This window comes from Shewanella sp. 38A_GOM-205m, assembly GCF_000518445.1.
GTDB classification, from domain to species: domain Bacteria; phylum Pseudomonadota; class Gammaproteobacteria; order Enterobacterales; family Shewanellaceae; genus Shewanella; species Shewanella algae.
Genome location: NZ_KI912438.1, coordinates 62,680 through 77,933, shown reverse-complemented (window position 1 = coordinate 77,933; position 15,254 = coordinate 62,680). Strand labels below are relative to the sequence as shown.

Genomic DNA, 15,254 nt, shown 5'->3' with positions numbered 1-15,254 from the left:
CCCAATACAGGTATTTAATATGACAACCGAGACAAACAATGCCGACTGGCTCAAACAGTTGGACTGGGATAAACAACAGGGATTACTGCCGGCCGTAGTGCAGGACTTTCACAGCGGCAAGGTGTTGATGCTGGGTTATATGAACCGCGAAGCCCTGGATGTCACCCTGAGCAAAGGCCTGGTGACCTTTTACAGCCGCAGCAAACAGCGGCTCTGGACCAAGGGTGAAAGCTCAGGCAATCTGCTGCAATTGGTCAGCATAGGAGTGGACTGTGACAACGACAGCCTGCTGCTGCAGGCCAACCCCATAGGCCCCACCTGCCACAAGGGGACTGGCAGCTGCTGGGATAATCCGGCCTGCGGCGAAGTGCACCCCTTTATCAATCGCCTGCAAAGCCTTATAGCCTCCAGAAAGGAGGAAGACCCCAACGAGAGCTACACCGCTTCGCTGTTTCAGCGTGGTACCAAGCGCATTGCCCAGAAGGTGGGCGAAGAGGGATTGGAAACCGCGCTGGCGGCGGCCACTCATGATCGCGAAGAGTTGGTGAATGAAGCCTCGGATCTTCTCTATCACCTCTTGGTACTGCTGGAAGATCAGCAACTGTCCCTCGATGATATCCATGCCAACCTAGCCAAACGCCACACCCAGGCCAAAGCGGCACAGGGTTAAAGCAAAGCCAACATAAGGCAGTGGCACAGTACCAACGAACAAAGGCAAAAAGAGAAAGGGATGAATACAACCAATAGGTATTCATCCCCTTCTGCTGTCAGCTTTTATCGCAAGCTTACGATGCTCATTTTACTCAAGCCAAGACTAAGATTGCAGCCCCTTTCAACGCCCTTAAGCCCGCTCAAATCCATGCGGAAAGCTTAATCGCAGCCGCCTCCCAGGATACAAGCCGCCGGAGCGCTTGGCGCGGCTTTCGGATTATCTCTCTTGGCGTCAATCCCAGAGAGCTGTTTGGCAAAACTTGAGTCAAACCAACCCAGCATTGCCTCTGTCTGGCCGTAGAAGCGGTTCAAAGGTACAGGGTGCCACTCACCGATTTCGCTTTCCAGAACCAGCGACGGAAAGCCTGCCAATCCGAGCTTTGCCATCATGGCCCGGCTCTGGGCGATGTGGCTCGCCAGCGGCGAAATCTGCCCGGTTGAGCTTGCGTCCATAACCGCCGTCAGATCGCTAGCCAATTTCTCGCGCCCCAGCGCCTGGAGACTCGGCAGCTCCATCAGCAGTTGCAGTAACACTTCAGGCTCGGCAAGCCTTAACCCCTGAACATAATGGCCACCCTGCAATATCTCCAGCAGCGCCAATCCCTGCCCCGCCGCCTTTTCGGCCAGCAGGATGGCGGCAATGGTCGGTCCCGAGTCCAACACGGCGTCAGGACATTGAAGCAAACCCTGAGTGTAATCGTCGCCAAAGGGCTGCCCGGTCAGCTTGGCAATTTTGCTGTCGTGGCTGAGGATATGTTGCCTGAGACCGGGCGTTATTCTTGTTGCCTCCATCAGGCCGCCGGCGTGCAATACTATCGGGAGTCTGGCACTCAGGGCATGAATGAGGGGCGCCGCACCATGGCACCAGCCGCACAAGGGGTCAAAAAAGTAGTGCAGCCTCACCATTTCATCTCACCCTTGCTGACCTTGGCACCTATCTCCAATGCCATAGCAAGCCCGGCATTCGGGTACAGACGCTGCATGGTGTCAATAAGCTCAGCGCTGGTTTGCGTGTCGACTTCGGCTTGTTCGAAATCCTGCAGGTACTTGAGTGTCGCGGCAATATTGTCCTGCTCGAGAAAAGATTCAGACAACATGTGCCCGGGGATCACCTTGGCAGGTTTAAGCGCCGCCATTTCCGCAAGCTGCGCCTTCCAGGCCGCTCGCTCACTCTGGCTCTGACTATCAGCCATCCACAGGTGCAAGCCTCCGGAGACGGCCACATTGCCGAGAATGGTTTTGCTGGAAGGTACCCAGAGGTATGGCCTGTCAGCCAGCAGTCCCTGGTCACCTTTTATCTCAATCGCCTTGCCTTCAAGCATTAATTGACGGCCTTTAAATATCTCTGGCAGCTGCGCCTTGAGGGGGGCATTGCTACCCATTCTGGGGATCCAAAAGCTCAACTTGTCTTCCAGCTTGGCCGAAATTTGTGCATGCACTGCCGGGGTCGTCAGGTATTTTGCTTTAGGGAAAAACTGCTTGAGTGTGGCAACCCCGAAGTAATAGTCAGGATCCGCCTGGCTGACGAATACAGTGGTCAACTGTTTGCCACTGTCCAGAACCTCGGCGGCCAGTCGCAAGGCATCGGCGCGGGTGAAGCCTGTGTCGACCAAAATGGCTTCCTTGTCACCGCTTATCAGGGTGGCGTTGACATGAAAGCTGTTACCGTCGGCGTTATAGACTTTGAAGTCGAGGGCGTCCGATTCGGCGTGTAAAGAAAATGGCAACACTAAACTGGCAGCCAATACGAGTGATTTAAGCATGGTTTTACTCCGGTGAATTTCAACGTTGGCCAGTTTATGATTTCAATTAATGCAGATATACGGCTAAAATTGCGCAATATTGTTGCATAATCCGGACAAGTAATCGCAGATGGACAGATTAACCGCCGCCGAAGTTTTTGTGGATCTGGCCGCCAGTGGCAGCTTTACCGCTACCGCCGAGAGGCTTGAGATGTCGCGCGCCATGGTAACCCGCCATATCAAGACGCTTGAGGATTGGTTGGGCGCCAGATTACTCAATCGCACCACTCGCAGTGTAACCCTTACAGATGCCGGGAATCAGTGCCTGACATATTGTCGCCAGTTACTCTCGACCCGTGAGGCATTGGAAATCAGCCTAAGCGAGAGACGCAGACAATTGACCGGCAAACTGAGAATAAGCAGTAGCATGTCATTCGCACACGCACGACTGGCAGCGAGCCTCGCGCAATTCATCAGGCTTAATCCCGGGGTGGAAATCGAGTTGGATGTGAGCGATCGCGCTGTGGATCTGGTGGCGGAAAGGGTCGATCTGGTGATCCGTATTGCTTCAAGCCCGGATCCCTTGTTGATTGGCAAGCCGCTTATCAAGGTGAATTCGCAGCTGGTGGCTTCTCCTGAATACCTCAAACAGTATTCGGCGCCGCAGCACCCCAGGGATCTTCGCCAACACCTGTGCCTTGGCTACCGCCATTTCAATCGCAATCTTTGGCATCTTTCCAAGGGAGAGCAGAACGAATCTGTAGCGGTCAACTGCCAACTGGTGGCCAATGAAGCGACAGTGTTACTCAGGGCGGCTCAGGCCGGCAGCGGTATCGCCCAACTGCCCGATTATCTGTTGGCTGAGGCACTCAAAGATGGCAGCTTGCAATGCTTGCTGCCGGATTGGACACCGAGAGTCATGACGGCCTACGCTCTCTATAGCTCAAGAGAGCATATGCCGGTGGCACTCAGGGCCTTGATTGACCACTTGAGTCAGGCATTCTCAGGCTGAAGACAAACCAAAAACGGGGCCATAGGCCCCGTTGATACTCGCTGACAACCTTTGTCAGGCAGCAACTATCTGTTGCTGTGCCCTGAGCGGATGCAGACGATCGTGCATCACCTTGATGGTTTCAAAGCGGGTCAGGGTTTTGACATCGCTGAGTCGACATTCGTTGGCCAACATCATTACCAAAGAAGCCTGCAGCCCGGTCTCAACCACCATCACCAGCACACGCTCTCCACGACATTTGAGATCAAACATCTTTCCCGGCTCACTGTAAACACAGACAGCACTGGTGTCGAAGAACCATGACTTGGGCATCTGCGGTTTTTGCATAAAGTGAGCAGCGGTAGCATTCAATGCCAGTTGAACCACTTGTGCATCCGTCAATGACAGTGATTTGGTTAGACGATCAAGCAGGTCAATATAGAACTTGGCGTGCTCGACGCTAAATTCTGCTTCTTTCATTGCATCCGGTATCAAAGTCTTGGCTTTATAAGGAGTCAGAAATTCCATTTCCGAACCTAACGATACGCTAAGGACACCATACGAATCGTTATATCTCCATTGCCAATCTCTGTTTGGCATTAATAACATAACGCAATCCAATAAGACCTGTGATTTATTACAAACGGAATAATAGATGATATTTTACCCAATATCAAAAAAAGTTTTAGATATTAGATTGAGATAACAATATCTTAGACAGATCCTTTAGATCAAAAAACGATCGATTCAAATAAAAAAGGATCGCAATTGCGATCCCTTTGAGTGTTTTTTAACTTATTTGGATCTATAAGCGTCAACAATATCTTTAATTAATTTTGGCCCTTGATAGATAAAGCCGGAATAGATCTGCACCATGCTTGCTCCTGCATCCAATTTATCCAGAGCATCCTCGGCGCTATTAATACCGCCTACCCCCAGGATCGGGATCTCACCTTTCAAACACTGCGCCAAATATTTGATCACCTTGGTCGACAACTTGTTCAGCGGCTTACCGCTGAGGCCACCTGTCTCGTTGGAGTTGGCCAGGCCACTGACCCCATCACGGGTCAAAGTGGTATTGGTCGCTATGGCACCATCAAACTTATGTTTCAATAATGACTCGGCGATCTTTTCGATCTCTTCTTCGGTTAGATCCGGCGCTATTTTTAATGCTATGGGTACATACTTGCCATGCTTTTCTGCCAGTTCTGTTTGTTTGTTTTTTAAGCTCGCCAGCAAGTCGTCCAATAATTCGCCATATTGCATGGTACGCAGGCCGGGTGTATTGGGAGAAGAAATATTAACCGCGATGTAATCGGCATAGGCATAAACCTTGTCCATACAGATCAGATAATCATCTTTCCCCTGCTCTACCGGTGTATCTTTATTTTTACCTATATTGACACCGACCATGGCATTGGATTTTTTAGCCTTGAGATTAGCCACCAGATTATCCACGCCGAGATTATTAAAGCCCATGCGATTGATAATAGCCTTGGCCGGCTTAATCCGGAAAAGCCGAGGTTTATCGTTACCGGGTTGCGGTCTTGGGGTCACAGTTCCCACTTCAATATGACCAAATCCCATGGCATGAAAGGCATCGATACATTCACCGTCTTTATCCATACCGGCGGCCAAACCGACGGGATTAGGGAATGTCAGCCCCATGAATTCGACCGGGGCCGGGGCAAGATGCTGCGCATAAAAGCAGTTCAGCGGTGAGTTACCTGTGGTTCTGAGACTACTGATGGCAAAGTTGTGGGCGCGCTCAGGATCCATCTGAAACATGACTTTTTGTGCGAGTTTGTAAAACATGGTTTCTCCTAGACCTAAAAAAAGCCCCGGCGTTTGCCAGGGCTCTTATTGTTATAATAGCTTACTTCTGCCCTTCGCAGTGCAGGATCAGCAGATTCAGTTCACGTAGCGCTACTGAGAACTTCGCAAATTCATGGGTTTGCGATGTCTTGAAGTCAGCCAGCATGTGGAACCAGCGCTCCAGCAAGCCCTGATTGAGTTCGACCCATTGTTCGATAATGGCATCGGACTCACAGCTGTCGGTACAGCTGCGCAGTACCGCCGATGTCAGTGCTCTTTGCTGCCAATCCAGCTCCTCACGGAAGGCTGCTCTGGCCAGTGCCTGCCAGTGGTTGGCCACCGGCTGACCACCGATCTGCTCCAGGAACCAGTGCAGATCGATTCTGGCGCCCAACTTGAAGTAAGTTTCTGCCACCAGTGAAACCGGCTTGGATTCCAGCTGAGCTATCTGAGCGATATCCAGTGCCGAGAACAGCGTACTCATGTTGGCAACCAGACTGGCCACCTCATGAGGCACGGCTTCTTTTTCCAGTGCGGCGATATCCTCTTCAATACCCGCCAGCTCATCGGCTACCAGATAAGAGCGGATATTGGCTTTCAGCTCGTCGAACACCGGCTTATAGAAGGCAACAACCTGCTCTATGCTCATGGCGCGGCTACGGTTACGCAGGAACCAGCGACAGGCACGGCGCATGTTACGGCGCAGCTGGTGCAGCATCTCGCCCTGAACAACCGCGGGTACTATGCCGTTCAAGTCAGTAATGGCTTTGGTTAAATCTGCCAAACCAAACACTTCGCGAGCCATAGTGTAACAAATGGCGGCATCGGCAACTGAGGCGCCTGTCTCATCCTGCATACGCTGGACGAAATTGAGCCCCATATCGTTAACAAGTTCATTGGCCAGCGAGGTAGCAATGATCTCACCGCGCAGCGGATGCTGAGTCATCTTGTCGGCATACTTCTGCTGCAGCTTGCCAGGGAAGTAATCCACCAGCAGTTGGCTCAACCAGGCGTCATCTGTGATAACAGGTGTCAGCAGTTGCTCCTTGAGCACCATCTTGGCGTAAGCCACTAATACCGACAGCTCAGGACGGGTCAAACCACGACCGCTAGCCAGACGCTCGGACAGCTCCTCTTCTGTAGGCAGGAATTCCAGCGCCCGGTCCAACTTACCTTCTTTTTCCAGGTAGTTGATAAAGCGGATCTGCTCTTTGAGCTGCTCGGCGCCGCGCACCTGAGTCACTGAGATGGTGCGAGTCTGATCTTTACAGTCCTGCAGCACTATCTGAGCGACTTCATCTGTCATCTCTTCCAGCAAGCGGTTACGCTGCTTGAGAGTCATCTCGCCTTCGGCCACCAGGGCGTTGAGCAGAATCTTGATGTTAACTTCGTTATCCGAACAGTCCACACCACCCACGTTATCGACAAAGTCGGTGTTGATACGGCCACCATTGGCAGCGTATTCGATACGGCCGAGCTGAGTACAACCCAGGTTACCGCCTTCACCTATGATCTTGGCCTTAAGCTCGCCACCGTTGACCCTCAAACCGTCGTTGGCGCGGTCGCCGACTTCGGTATGGGTTTCACTGCTCGCTTTGACATAAGTACCGATACCACCGTTCCAGATCAGGTCAACCGGCATTTTCAGCAGGCACTTGATCAGCTCAGTCGGCGTCATAGCATCCTTGTCGGTCGCCAGCATCTTCTTGATTTCCGGCGTCAAACTGATGGATTTTGCGCTACGGGCAAAGATACCACCGCCTTTGGAGATCAGCTCCTTGTTATAGTCTTCCCAGCTGGAGCGAGGCAGATTAAACAGACGCTGACGCTCGACAAAGCTGGTCGCTGAGTCCGGCGTTGGGTCGATGAAGATATGCATGTGGTTGAAAGCCGCCACCAGTTGGGTGTGCTCAGACAAGAGCATGCCGTTACCGAATACGTCACCGGCCATGTCACCTATACCCACACAGGTGAAATCTGTGGTCTGGCAATCGATACCTACTTCGCGGAAGTGACGTTTCACCGACTCCCAGGCGCCGCGGGCGGTGATGCCCATCTTCTTGTGGTCATAACCGTTGGAACCACCGGACGCGAAGGCATCACCCAGCCAGAAACCATATTCGATGGCAATGGCGTTGGCGGTGTCAGAGAAGGTCGCCGTGCCCTTATCGGCGGCTACCACCAGGTAAGGGTCGTCTTCATCGTGACGCACCACATCCACAGGAGGAACCAGGTCGCCGTTGACGATATTGTCTGTGATATCCAGCAGACCACGGATAAAGATCCGGTAGCATTCCTGACCTTCGGTGAAGAAGGCTTCACGGCCGCCTTCGGTCGGCAGTTGTTTACAAACAAAGCCCCCCTTGGCACCTACGGGCACAATCACAGTGTTCTTAACCTGTTGCGCCTTCACCAGACCCAGCACTTCGGTACGGAAGTCCTCGCGGCGATCAGACCAGCGCAGACCACCACGGGCCACTTTACCACCACGCAGATGCACACCTTCAACCCTTGGGCTGTAGACGAAGATTTCAAACTTCGGCAGCGGCTTGGGCATTTCAGGGATCTGGTTGGGGGCAAACTTGAAGGAGATATAATCCTTCGGCTGGCCGGCGGCATCTTGCTGATAGAAGTTGGTTCTCAACGTGGCGTTGATAAGATCCAGATAGCGGCGAATGATACGGTCATCATCCAGGCTGGATACGTCATCGAGACGCAGATTGATCTGCTCGATAAACTTATCCAGCGTGCGGGTCTTCAGCTTGGGATTGAACTTACGAATAAACATCTTCACCAGCGAATCGGCAATCTGCGGATAACGGCTGAAGGTTTCTTCGATGTAAGCCTGGCTGAAGGTCGCATCTATTTGACGCATATACTTGGCATAAGCGCGCAGCACTGACACTTCGCGGCCGGAAAGCCCGGTAGCCAGCACCATACGGTTGAAGCCGTCGTCTTCCAGTTTTTTCTGCCAAACCTGAGCCAGCGCGGTCTGGAATCTGTCCTGGCTGTCTGCCAGGTTTTCAGTGGCGCCGCCCTGTACTGTCATCAGGAAGTCGAGGATCCAGAAGGTTGCACCATCTGTGCTCTTCACTTCATAGGGACGCTCATTGATCACCCTGAGACCGAAGTTTTCCAGCATAGGCAGCACATCCGAGAGATGGATAGGCTCATCCTTGTGGAACAGCTTCAAACGTACCTTGTTGCTGCCGGGCGCCGCTTCCTGTGGCTGATAGAACAACATGCCCAGCTTATGGTCATCGTCCAGCGCTTCCAGTTGCTGCAGATCCACCACGGCCGAAGTCGGCAGCACATCGTCTTTGTAACTCTGCGGGAATGCGGTCAGATAACGCTTGAACAGGCGAGTACCCTGTTCTTCACCCAGTGAATTGTTGAGCGCGCTCTGAAGTTTATCTTCCCATGAGCGAGCGGCTTCAATCAGATTGTTTTCTATGGCAGCCACATCGAGTTCCAAATTATTGTTGTTGTCGACTTTAACTATGTAGTGGGTACGGGCCAAGCTCGACTCGGAGAAGTAAGTGGTAAACTCCACCTCTTCATTACTGTTAAAGGTTTGGGCGAAGATCCTTTGAGTATCTTCACGCAGACGGGTGTTGTATCTGTCTTTGGAGACATACACCAAACAGGACAGGAAGCGGCCGAAACCGTCTTTACGGACAAACAGCTTGAGTTTATCTCTATCCTGCATCTCCAACACGCCATGCGCCATGTGCGACAACTCTTCGACGCTTGCCTGAATAATCTCGTCCCTTGGCAGATTTTCCAGAATATTCATCAACGCTTTATAGTCGTGGGAGCGCGGTGCCAGTCCTGACTTGTCCATCACCCGCTGAACTTTCTCGGCCAGCAGGGGGATCTCTTTCGGGCTGCGGTTGTACAGATTGGAGGCATACAGGCCGATGAATCTGTCTTCACCGACGACATTACCGGTCTCATCGAAACGTTTGACGCCGATATAGTCGACATAGGCGGGTCTGTGAACCCGGCTCTTGGCACTGCTCTTGGTCAGGATCAGCAAACTGTTGTCCAGCGCTTCGCGGCGAGCCGATTCAGAGAAAGAAGACAGCATCAAACCGTGCTCTGGCTGCGCCTTGCCGGGTTTGTTCATCAAGCCCAGGCTGCTTGCCATATCCGGCACCAGCTCAACGTCACCCTCGACTTTTCGCAGGTCGTAGCGACGATAACCCATCAGAGTAAAATGATGGTTGTTCAAATAGTTAAGGAAGCGAGTCGCTTCTTCAAGTTCGGCTTTCTCACCGGGGAATGGGCGCTTTGGCAGCTCTTCAGCCACTTCTGCCAGCTTGTCGGACATGGCGCGCCAGTCATTGACGGCGGCGGCGACATCACCGAGAACGGACTCTATCTCTTTTTCGAGTTGTTTTATGTCCTTGTCGCTGCTTTGGCGGTCGATTTCGATCAGGAATACCGCCACCTTGTCGCTGTCTTCCTTGCTGTCGTTAACAAAGCTGACCCGCTTGATGTCTGTGCCCTGGCGCTCAATGGCCAGTGGCGTATGCAACATCATATGAGCCGTGATCCCCAAACGGTTGAGGGCCATACCCACAGAATCCACCAGGAAGGGCATATCGGGCTGCACAACTTCTATAATGGAGTGGGTTGATTGCCAGCCGTGCTTGGCCTGGCTTGGGTTAAATACCCTTAAGTGAGTTTCCCCACAAGGCGTGCTGTTCAGGGCATTCCAAAGACTCAGGACGGCACCGTAGAGATCGCTATCGTTACGGGCCAGGAGATCGTCCTTGGACATGTGAGCGTAGAGGCAGGTGGCGAACTGTTCCACCTGATTTGCTTGTGCTTTAGGGACTTTGGAGTGGATTAAACTGACTACCTTTTCAAGCAGTACTGAAGGCATTGCATCTTTCAAGGCCATTTTGCTGTTTCCTTAAGCGTCTATGGCAGCGCTTTTTTCATTATATGGATGCTTCGACGAATGACCCGGGCCTGAATTTTTTGTGACCGAGGTCATGCCGCGCAGTGTATTACTAAACACACCATAATTCGAGCAAAATTTTAGTGGTACATCCTGTACAAATCCAGCAATGACGGGATATTGAAGGGAGTGGTGAAGAAGTAATCGGAATAACAGACTAACTATGCAGCAAGGGCAGGAGAAACTTCTTCCCCTGCCCCCATCACTAACTGTGTTTGCGCCAGAAAAGTGCCGCCAGCGCAGGCAGGATAATTATGGCCCCGAGCATGTTGACCACAAACATGAAGGTAAGCAAAATTCCCATATCCATCTGGAACTTAAGTGCAGAGAAGAACCAGGTGCTCACCCCAATAGCCAAGGTCAGGCCAGTGAAGATGACCGCACTGCCCCGCTCCATCAAGGCTTCGAAATAGGCCTGCTGCACCGCCATACCATCGCGCAGTTTCACGGCCATGGTCGACAGGATATAGATGCCATAGTCCACCCCGATACCCACCCCGAGGGCAATAACCGGCAAGGTGCTCACCGTCAGGCCTATATCCAGCCAGGTCATCAGTGCCTGCGCCAGTGTCGATACCACATACAGAGGCAGAATCACTGCAACCGTGGCTTTCAGTGAGCGGAAGCTTATCAGGCAGAGGATAAACACCGCGCCATAGACATACAGCATCATAGGCAGCTGCGCCTCGGCCACGGCCTCGTTAGTTGCCGCCATCACCCCGACCGGGCCGGAAGCGAGTTTAAAGCTCAGCTTGTCGTCGTCCATTTCGGCGGCCAGCAGCTTCACCTTGTTCACCACCTGTTCTATGGTTTCCGCCTTATGGTCCTTAAGAAACAGATAAACAGGCATCACAGAGCAATCGCCGTTCAGCAGGCCTGTGCTGGTAGGAATTTGTGACACCAACTGTGCCAGGCTCGCCGGGCTCCTGGGCAATACCTGCCACTTGGGGCTACCCTCGTTGAAACCGGCATTCACCTGGCGTGCCACCGAGGCGATACTGGCGGTAAACTCAACCCCTGGGGTGTTGCGCGCCAACCATTCGAACCTGTCAATCTTCTCCAGCGCCGAGTGATAGGTACAGGCCTCGGGGTAGGCTTCCACTATCACACTCATCACGTCTGTGGTGATAGAGAAATGATCGGTAATAAAGAAGGTGTCCTGGTTATAGCGGGAGTCCTGATGCAGCGCCGGTGCTCCGCCCTGAAGATCGCCGATTTGCATCTTGCCGGCTTGCTGCAACCCGCCCAGATAAAGCAGCGCAGTGGCAGCTACCACCACCACAGCATATTTTGGAGTGGCAAAACAGGTGAGCTTTTGCCAAAAGGCCGCTGTCTTGGCCTCGGTGACAACGTCCGCTTTCGCGGCCTTTATCTGGAAGAAGGAGATCACCAAAGGCAAGAGCACCAGGTTGGTCAGGATGATCACCGCCACCCCAAGCGATGCGGAAATAGCCAGCTCGCGAATAATGCCGATATCGATTGCCAGCAAGGTCATAAACCCTATGGTATCCGACAGCAAGGCGACCCCGCCCGGTACCAAGAGGCTACGAAACGCCGAAGCCGCCGCCACCTTGGTACTCTGACCATCGGCGACCCGCTTGCGGATGGCGTTGATCATCTGTACCCCGTGGCTGACACCTATGGCAAATACCAAAAACGGCACCAGAATCGACATGGGATCCAAGCCAAAGCCCACCACGGTCAAGAGACCAAGCTGCCAGACCACGGCAATCAAGCTGCACACCAAAGGCAGCAGGGTCAACACCATAGAGCGGGAGAAGAGATACACCATCAGGGCCGTGACTAAAATGGCTATCAGGAAAAACAGCAGTACCCCTTTGGCCCCATCTGCCACATCGCCGGCCATCTTGGCAAAACCTATGATGTGAATCTTGATGCCATCTTTTTCAAACTGACCTCTGAGCTGCTCTTCCAGTTGGGCAGCAAACGCCAAAGTGTCCAATGGCTCGCCGGTTTGCGGATCAAAGTCCATCAGCTGCGCCGTCACCATGGCAGCGCTGTAGTCCTCTGCCACCAGACGGCCGACTATGCCGGCCTTTTCGATATTGCCTCTGACCCGCTCAAGCCCGGCTTCTGTCGTACTGAAATCCGCCGGGATCACCGGCCCTCCGGCAAAGCCGTCTTCCACCACTTCGGTAAAACGTGTCGACGGCGAAAACAGGGATTTCACCTGAGAGCGCTCTACCCCGGGAATAAAGAACAGTTGATCATGCACATTCTTCAGGGTGTCGAAAAACGCCGGATTGAAAATATTACCGCTGCTGTCTTCTACCGCCACCATGATGGAGTTGGCGCCGCCAAACTGCTTCTGGTGTTTGAGGTAGGTCTGCATATAGGGGTGATGCAGCGGAATGTTTTTAACAAATGCCGCATCCATTTTCAGCTGACTGGCCTGAAAGCCCAGAAATACCGTGGTCAGCGCAAACAGCAGTATCACTCCGATACGATTGCGAAAGAGAAAACTCTCAATCCCATTGACCAGTCTGTCTAACATAATAATGGCCCTTTATTGTTGTTTTAGTTCGAAAAGCCCTTTGGTTCCGGCTATCCATAACCGGCCCTTGGGGTCAACGGCAACTGCCGATAAGTTTTCTCCTCTGCGCTGGGTTACCAGCTCAGCGTGTAAGTTGTTATCCAAACGAATCACGGCGCCGCCATTGCCGACCAGCAGCAGGCCCCCTTTGACCGGCGCAGCCGCATTGAGGGTCGATTCAAGCGGCATCTTTATCTCCTGCCACTGACTCATATCTTCCGGTGCGCTGAAGGCATGCCCTCGCAGACCAAACACATAGAGCTGTTTATCCCTTTCTATGGCATTGAACAAAGAGCCGTCATAAATAAACTCCAGTCGCTGCCACAAACGGCCGCCATCTTCGGAAATGGCTACCATCCCCAGCTCCCCGACCATAAGCAAGCGCTTGTCTTCAAGGGCGATGACCCGATTGAAATGGGGCAGAATAGAGTCAGACTCGGCCATATAGGCTTCTTCATCCTGCTGTTTGAGATCCGCCAGATAATCGGCGTCATCTTGGCTCAAGAGCTCGGGATGAAATTCTTTCTGCCAGCTTTGGCCACCATCTGTGGTGCGCAGAAATAGACCATAGGCACCAACGGCTATTCCGTTTTGCGAGTCGGCAAACCAGACATCCAGCAAGGGCCGGGCAAGCTCTGGCGAACTGAACTGTTGCTGCCAGGTGAGCCCGCCATCTTGGGTGGCAAGAATGGTGGCATCATGGCCCACGGCCCAGCCATGGTTGACATCGAGAAAAAATACCTTGGTCAACTGCGCCTGACTCGGTGTCGCCACCTGTTGCCACTGATTGGCATCGGCGCTGAGCCTTAAGATATGACCCCGCTCACCGACCGCCACCATAGTGCTGCCGGCCTGAGCAATATCCAACATCAAAGAGTGAACCGCCAAAGGCTGCAGCTGGCCGGTCAGAGCCCCGGTTGCAGATTGCGTTTCGGCGTGAAGGGGCGAAATCGCGCCCTGGAATGTGAGTATGCCAAGGCCCAGAGCCGCTGCTTGAAGCATGCGATACGACATTACAGACTTCCTTAGGGTTGAAAGGGGCGCACGCGCCCCTGGAATTTCCAACTGGGTGACCTCAGCCACCCATTACAGATGCCACAGGCTTAACGTATCCCTTCGCGGCGCAGCGCTGCCGGGGTGAAGTTGGCCTCGGACAACTTGGCATCGAAGTCATACATACGGCCTTCGTTATCCAAACCTATGGCGATATAGCGACGGGACTGCAGATCGTGATACACCTCGAGGGTACTCCAGTGAGTCGGCACCTCGTAGTAGTTCAGGCCATGAGCCATGGCAACCCGATACAGTTCGTCACGGTTGTCGTACAGATCGGCGATTGATACCTGCCAGGAATCCTCATCCAGATAGAAAACCCGGGTCTTGTAGATGTGGCGCATGCCCTCTTTCAAGCTGGCCTTGACCACCCAGACTCTGTGCTTTTCATAACGCACATAGTCAGGGTTCAGGTGACCTGGCTTGAGCAACTCACTGTACTTGACCTTATCCGAGTGCAGACGGTAGTCGTTATAAGGAATGAAGATCTCTTTCTTGCCAAGTAGTTCCCAGTTGTAACGGGAAGGCGAACCATTGAACATATCGAAATCATCCGTGGTGCGCAGGCCATCGGAAACCGTACCTGGTGTGTCGAAGGCCACGTTGGGCGCCTTTCTCACCCGGCGCTGCCCTGTGTTGTAAGTCCAGGCCTGGCGGGGTTCCTTTTCCTGATCCATGGTTTCCTTCACCAATAGCGCGGTACCGGCAAGACGCGCGGGCTGGGTAACTACCTGTTTGAATTCAAACAAGATATTGTTTTTTTTCAACTCTTCGAGACTGGCATCCGGGCGTGAATATTCGAAACGTATCTCTTCGGCCATTTCCACCAGAGTATAATCACCGCTGGCGGTAGGCGCGGCTTGGCTACGCTCGGTTTCAATATCAATACCGCGGAATCTGAGGATATGGTTCCAGATGGCTTCAAGGCCATTGGCCGGCTCAGGGAAAGGAATACCTATGGAAGCGCCATCGACACCATTGCCCTCGGCTACCAGAGTTGCACGGGTAGCATTGGCCTTGGTGGCATCATAGACAAACTGAGGCACAGAAGCGGTACGCCGGGTCTGGTAGATGTTCATTTTGAAACTATCTGGATAGGTTTCGAACATCTTCAGCTGACCAGGCGTCAAAAACTCCTTGTATTGATCCTTGTTGGCCGCGGTAACCGTCGCCAGCGGCTTGTCATCCGGGAAAGGATCGGGATGGTGCATGCCCTTTTGATAGCCCGCTGGAGGTGTGGTAATACCGCCGTCCCAAGCCGGAATACTGCCATCGGCATTGGGGCCCTTCTCAGCCCCGAGTGGAGTCAGACTGGTACCCAATTTTGCCGCATCGGCCTCAGAAATCTTGGCTTCTACAGCTGTGGTGGCCCCCAAAGCCAGGATCACAGCAGCAGACAATATAGCTATAGTTCTCATT

10 protein-coding genes are annotated in these 15,254 nt (G+C 52.9%); 2 read left to right on the top strand and 8 right to left on the bottom strand.

Annotated elements, in window-relative coordinates; translation table 11 throughout:
- Window positions 1-19 precede the first annotated feature (19 nt).
- Complete coding sequence (gene hisIE / locus N512_RS0120085; RefSeq protein WP_028781461.1) at window positions 20-670, top strand: bifunctional phosphoribosyl-AMP cyclohydrolase/phosphoribosyl-ATP diphosphatase HisIE; 651 nt, start codon at window positions 20-22, stop codon at window positions 668-670.
- A 200-nt stretch (window positions 671-870) separates the two neighbouring features.
- Here the strand turns inward: hisIE and N512_RS23500 are convergent, their stop codons facing one another.
- Entirely contained in the window at window positions 871-1,617 is a 747-nt protein-coding gene (locus N512_RS23500; protein ID WP_037475752.1) for a DsbA family protein, read from the bottom strand.
- Window positions 1,611-2,474, bottom strand: a complete 864-nt coding sequence (locus N512_RS0120075; RefSeq protein ID WP_037475750.1) for an MBL fold metallo-hydrolase — start codon at window positions 2,472-2,474, stop codon at window positions 1,611-1,613. The genes N512_RS23500 and N512_RS0120075 overlap by 7 nt, the downstream gene beginning before the upstream one ends.
- A gap of 109 nt (window positions 2,475-2,583) precedes the next feature.
- Between N512_RS0120075 and N512_RS0120070 the strand changes: the two genes are divergently transcribed.
- Window positions 2,584-3,465, top strand: a complete 882-nt coding sequence (locus tag N512_RS0120070; RefSeq protein WP_028781459.1) for a LysR family transcriptional regulator — start codon at window positions 2,584-2,586, stop codon at window positions 3,463-3,465.
- A gap of 54 nt (window positions 3,466-3,519) precedes the next feature.
- Here N512_RS0120070 and N512_RS0120065 read toward each other — a convergent pair whose 3' ends face one another.
- The 6 genes from N512_RS0120065 to N512_RS0120040 form a co-directional block, all read right to left on the bottom strand.
- The gene (locus N512_RS0120065) at window positions 3,520-4,053 is read right to left on the bottom strand and encodes a cell division protein ZapC (protein ID WP_025011151.1); all 534 of its coding nucleotides are present in this window, start codon (window positions 4,051-4,053) and stop codon (window positions 3,520-3,522) included.
- A 186-nt stretch (window positions 4,054-4,239) separates the two neighbouring features.
- Window positions 4,240-5,259: a quinone-dependent dihydroorotate dehydrogenase gene (gene pyrD, locus N512_RS0120060; protein WP_028781458.1), complete on the bottom strand. Its 1,020-nt coding sequence runs from the start codon at window positions 5,257-5,259 to the stop codon at window positions 4,240-4,242.
- 61 nt (window positions 5,260-5,320) lie between these two features.
- The gene (locus tag N512_RS0120055; RefSeq protein WP_028781457.1) at window positions 5,321-10,168 is read right to left on the bottom strand and encodes an NAD-glutamate dehydrogenase; all 4,848 of its coding nucleotides are present in this window, start codon (window positions 10,166-10,168) and stop codon (window positions 5,321-5,323) included.
- A gap of 265 nt (window positions 10,169-10,433) precedes the next feature.
- A complete protein-coding gene (locus tag N512_RS0120050; protein WP_028781456.1) occupies window positions 10,434-12,743 on the bottom strand; it encodes an efflux RND transporter permease subunit in 2,310 nt (769 codons plus the stop codon).
- Between the two features lie 12 nt (window positions 12,744-12,755).
- Window positions 12,756-13,796, bottom strand: coding sequence for a WD40/YVTN/BNR-like repeat-containing protein (locus N512_RS0120045; protein WP_028781455.1), 1,041 nt, complete (start codon window positions 13,794-13,796; stop codon window positions 12,756-12,758).
- A gap of 89 nt (window positions 13,797-13,885) precedes the next feature.
- The gene (locus N512_RS0120040) at window positions 13,886-15,253 is read right to left on the bottom strand and encodes a DUF1329 domain-containing protein (protein ID WP_025887720.1); all 1,368 of its coding nucleotides are present in this window, start codon (window positions 15,251-15,253) and stop codon (window positions 13,886-13,888) included.
- Window position 15,254 lies beyond the last annotated feature (1 nt).

What these genes read in the sequence shown, in the direction of transcription:
- hisIE (WP_028781461.1), top strand. Translation starts at nt 20, where the DNA reads ATGACAACCGAGACAAACAATGCCGACTGGCTCAAACAGTTGGACTGG.
- N512_RS23500 (WP_037475752.1), bottom strand. Translation starts at nt 1,617, where the DNA reads ATGGTGAGGCTGCACTACTTTTTTGACCCCTTGTGCGGCTGGTGCCAT.
- N512_RS0120075 (WP_037475750.1), bottom strand. Translation starts at nt 2,474, where the DNA reads ATGCTTAAATCACTCGTATTGGCTGCCAGTTTAGTGTTGCCATTTTCT.
- N512_RS0120070 (WP_028781459.1), top strand. Translation starts at nt 2,584, where the DNA reads ATGGACAGATTAACCGCCGCCGAAGTTTTTGTGGATCTGGCCGCCAGT.
- N512_RS0120065 (WP_025011151.1), bottom strand. Translation starts at nt 4,053, where the DNA reads ATGTTATTAATGCCAAACAGAGATTGGCAATGGAGATATAACGATTCG.
- pyrD (WP_028781458.1), bottom strand. Translation starts at nt 5,259, where the DNA reads ATGTTTTACAAACTCGCACAAAAAGTCATGTTTCAGATGGATCCTGAG.
- N512_RS0120055 (WP_028781457.1), bottom strand. Translation starts at nt 10,168, where the DNA reads ATGGCCTTGAAAGATGCAATGCCTTCAGTACTGCTTGAAAAGGTAGTC.
- N512_RS0120050 (WP_028781456.1), bottom strand. Translation starts at nt 12,743, where the DNA reads ATGTTAGACAGACTGGTCAATGGGATTGAGAGTTTTCTCTTTCGCAAT.
- N512_RS0120045 (WP_028781455.1), bottom strand. Translation starts at nt 13,796, where the DNA reads ATGTCGTATCGCATGCTTCAAGCAGCGGCTCTGGGCCTTGGCATACTC.
- N512_RS0120040 (WP_025887720.1), bottom strand. Translation starts at nt 15,253, where the DNA reads ATGAGAACTATAGCTATATTGTCTGCTGCTGTGATCCTGGCTTTGGGG.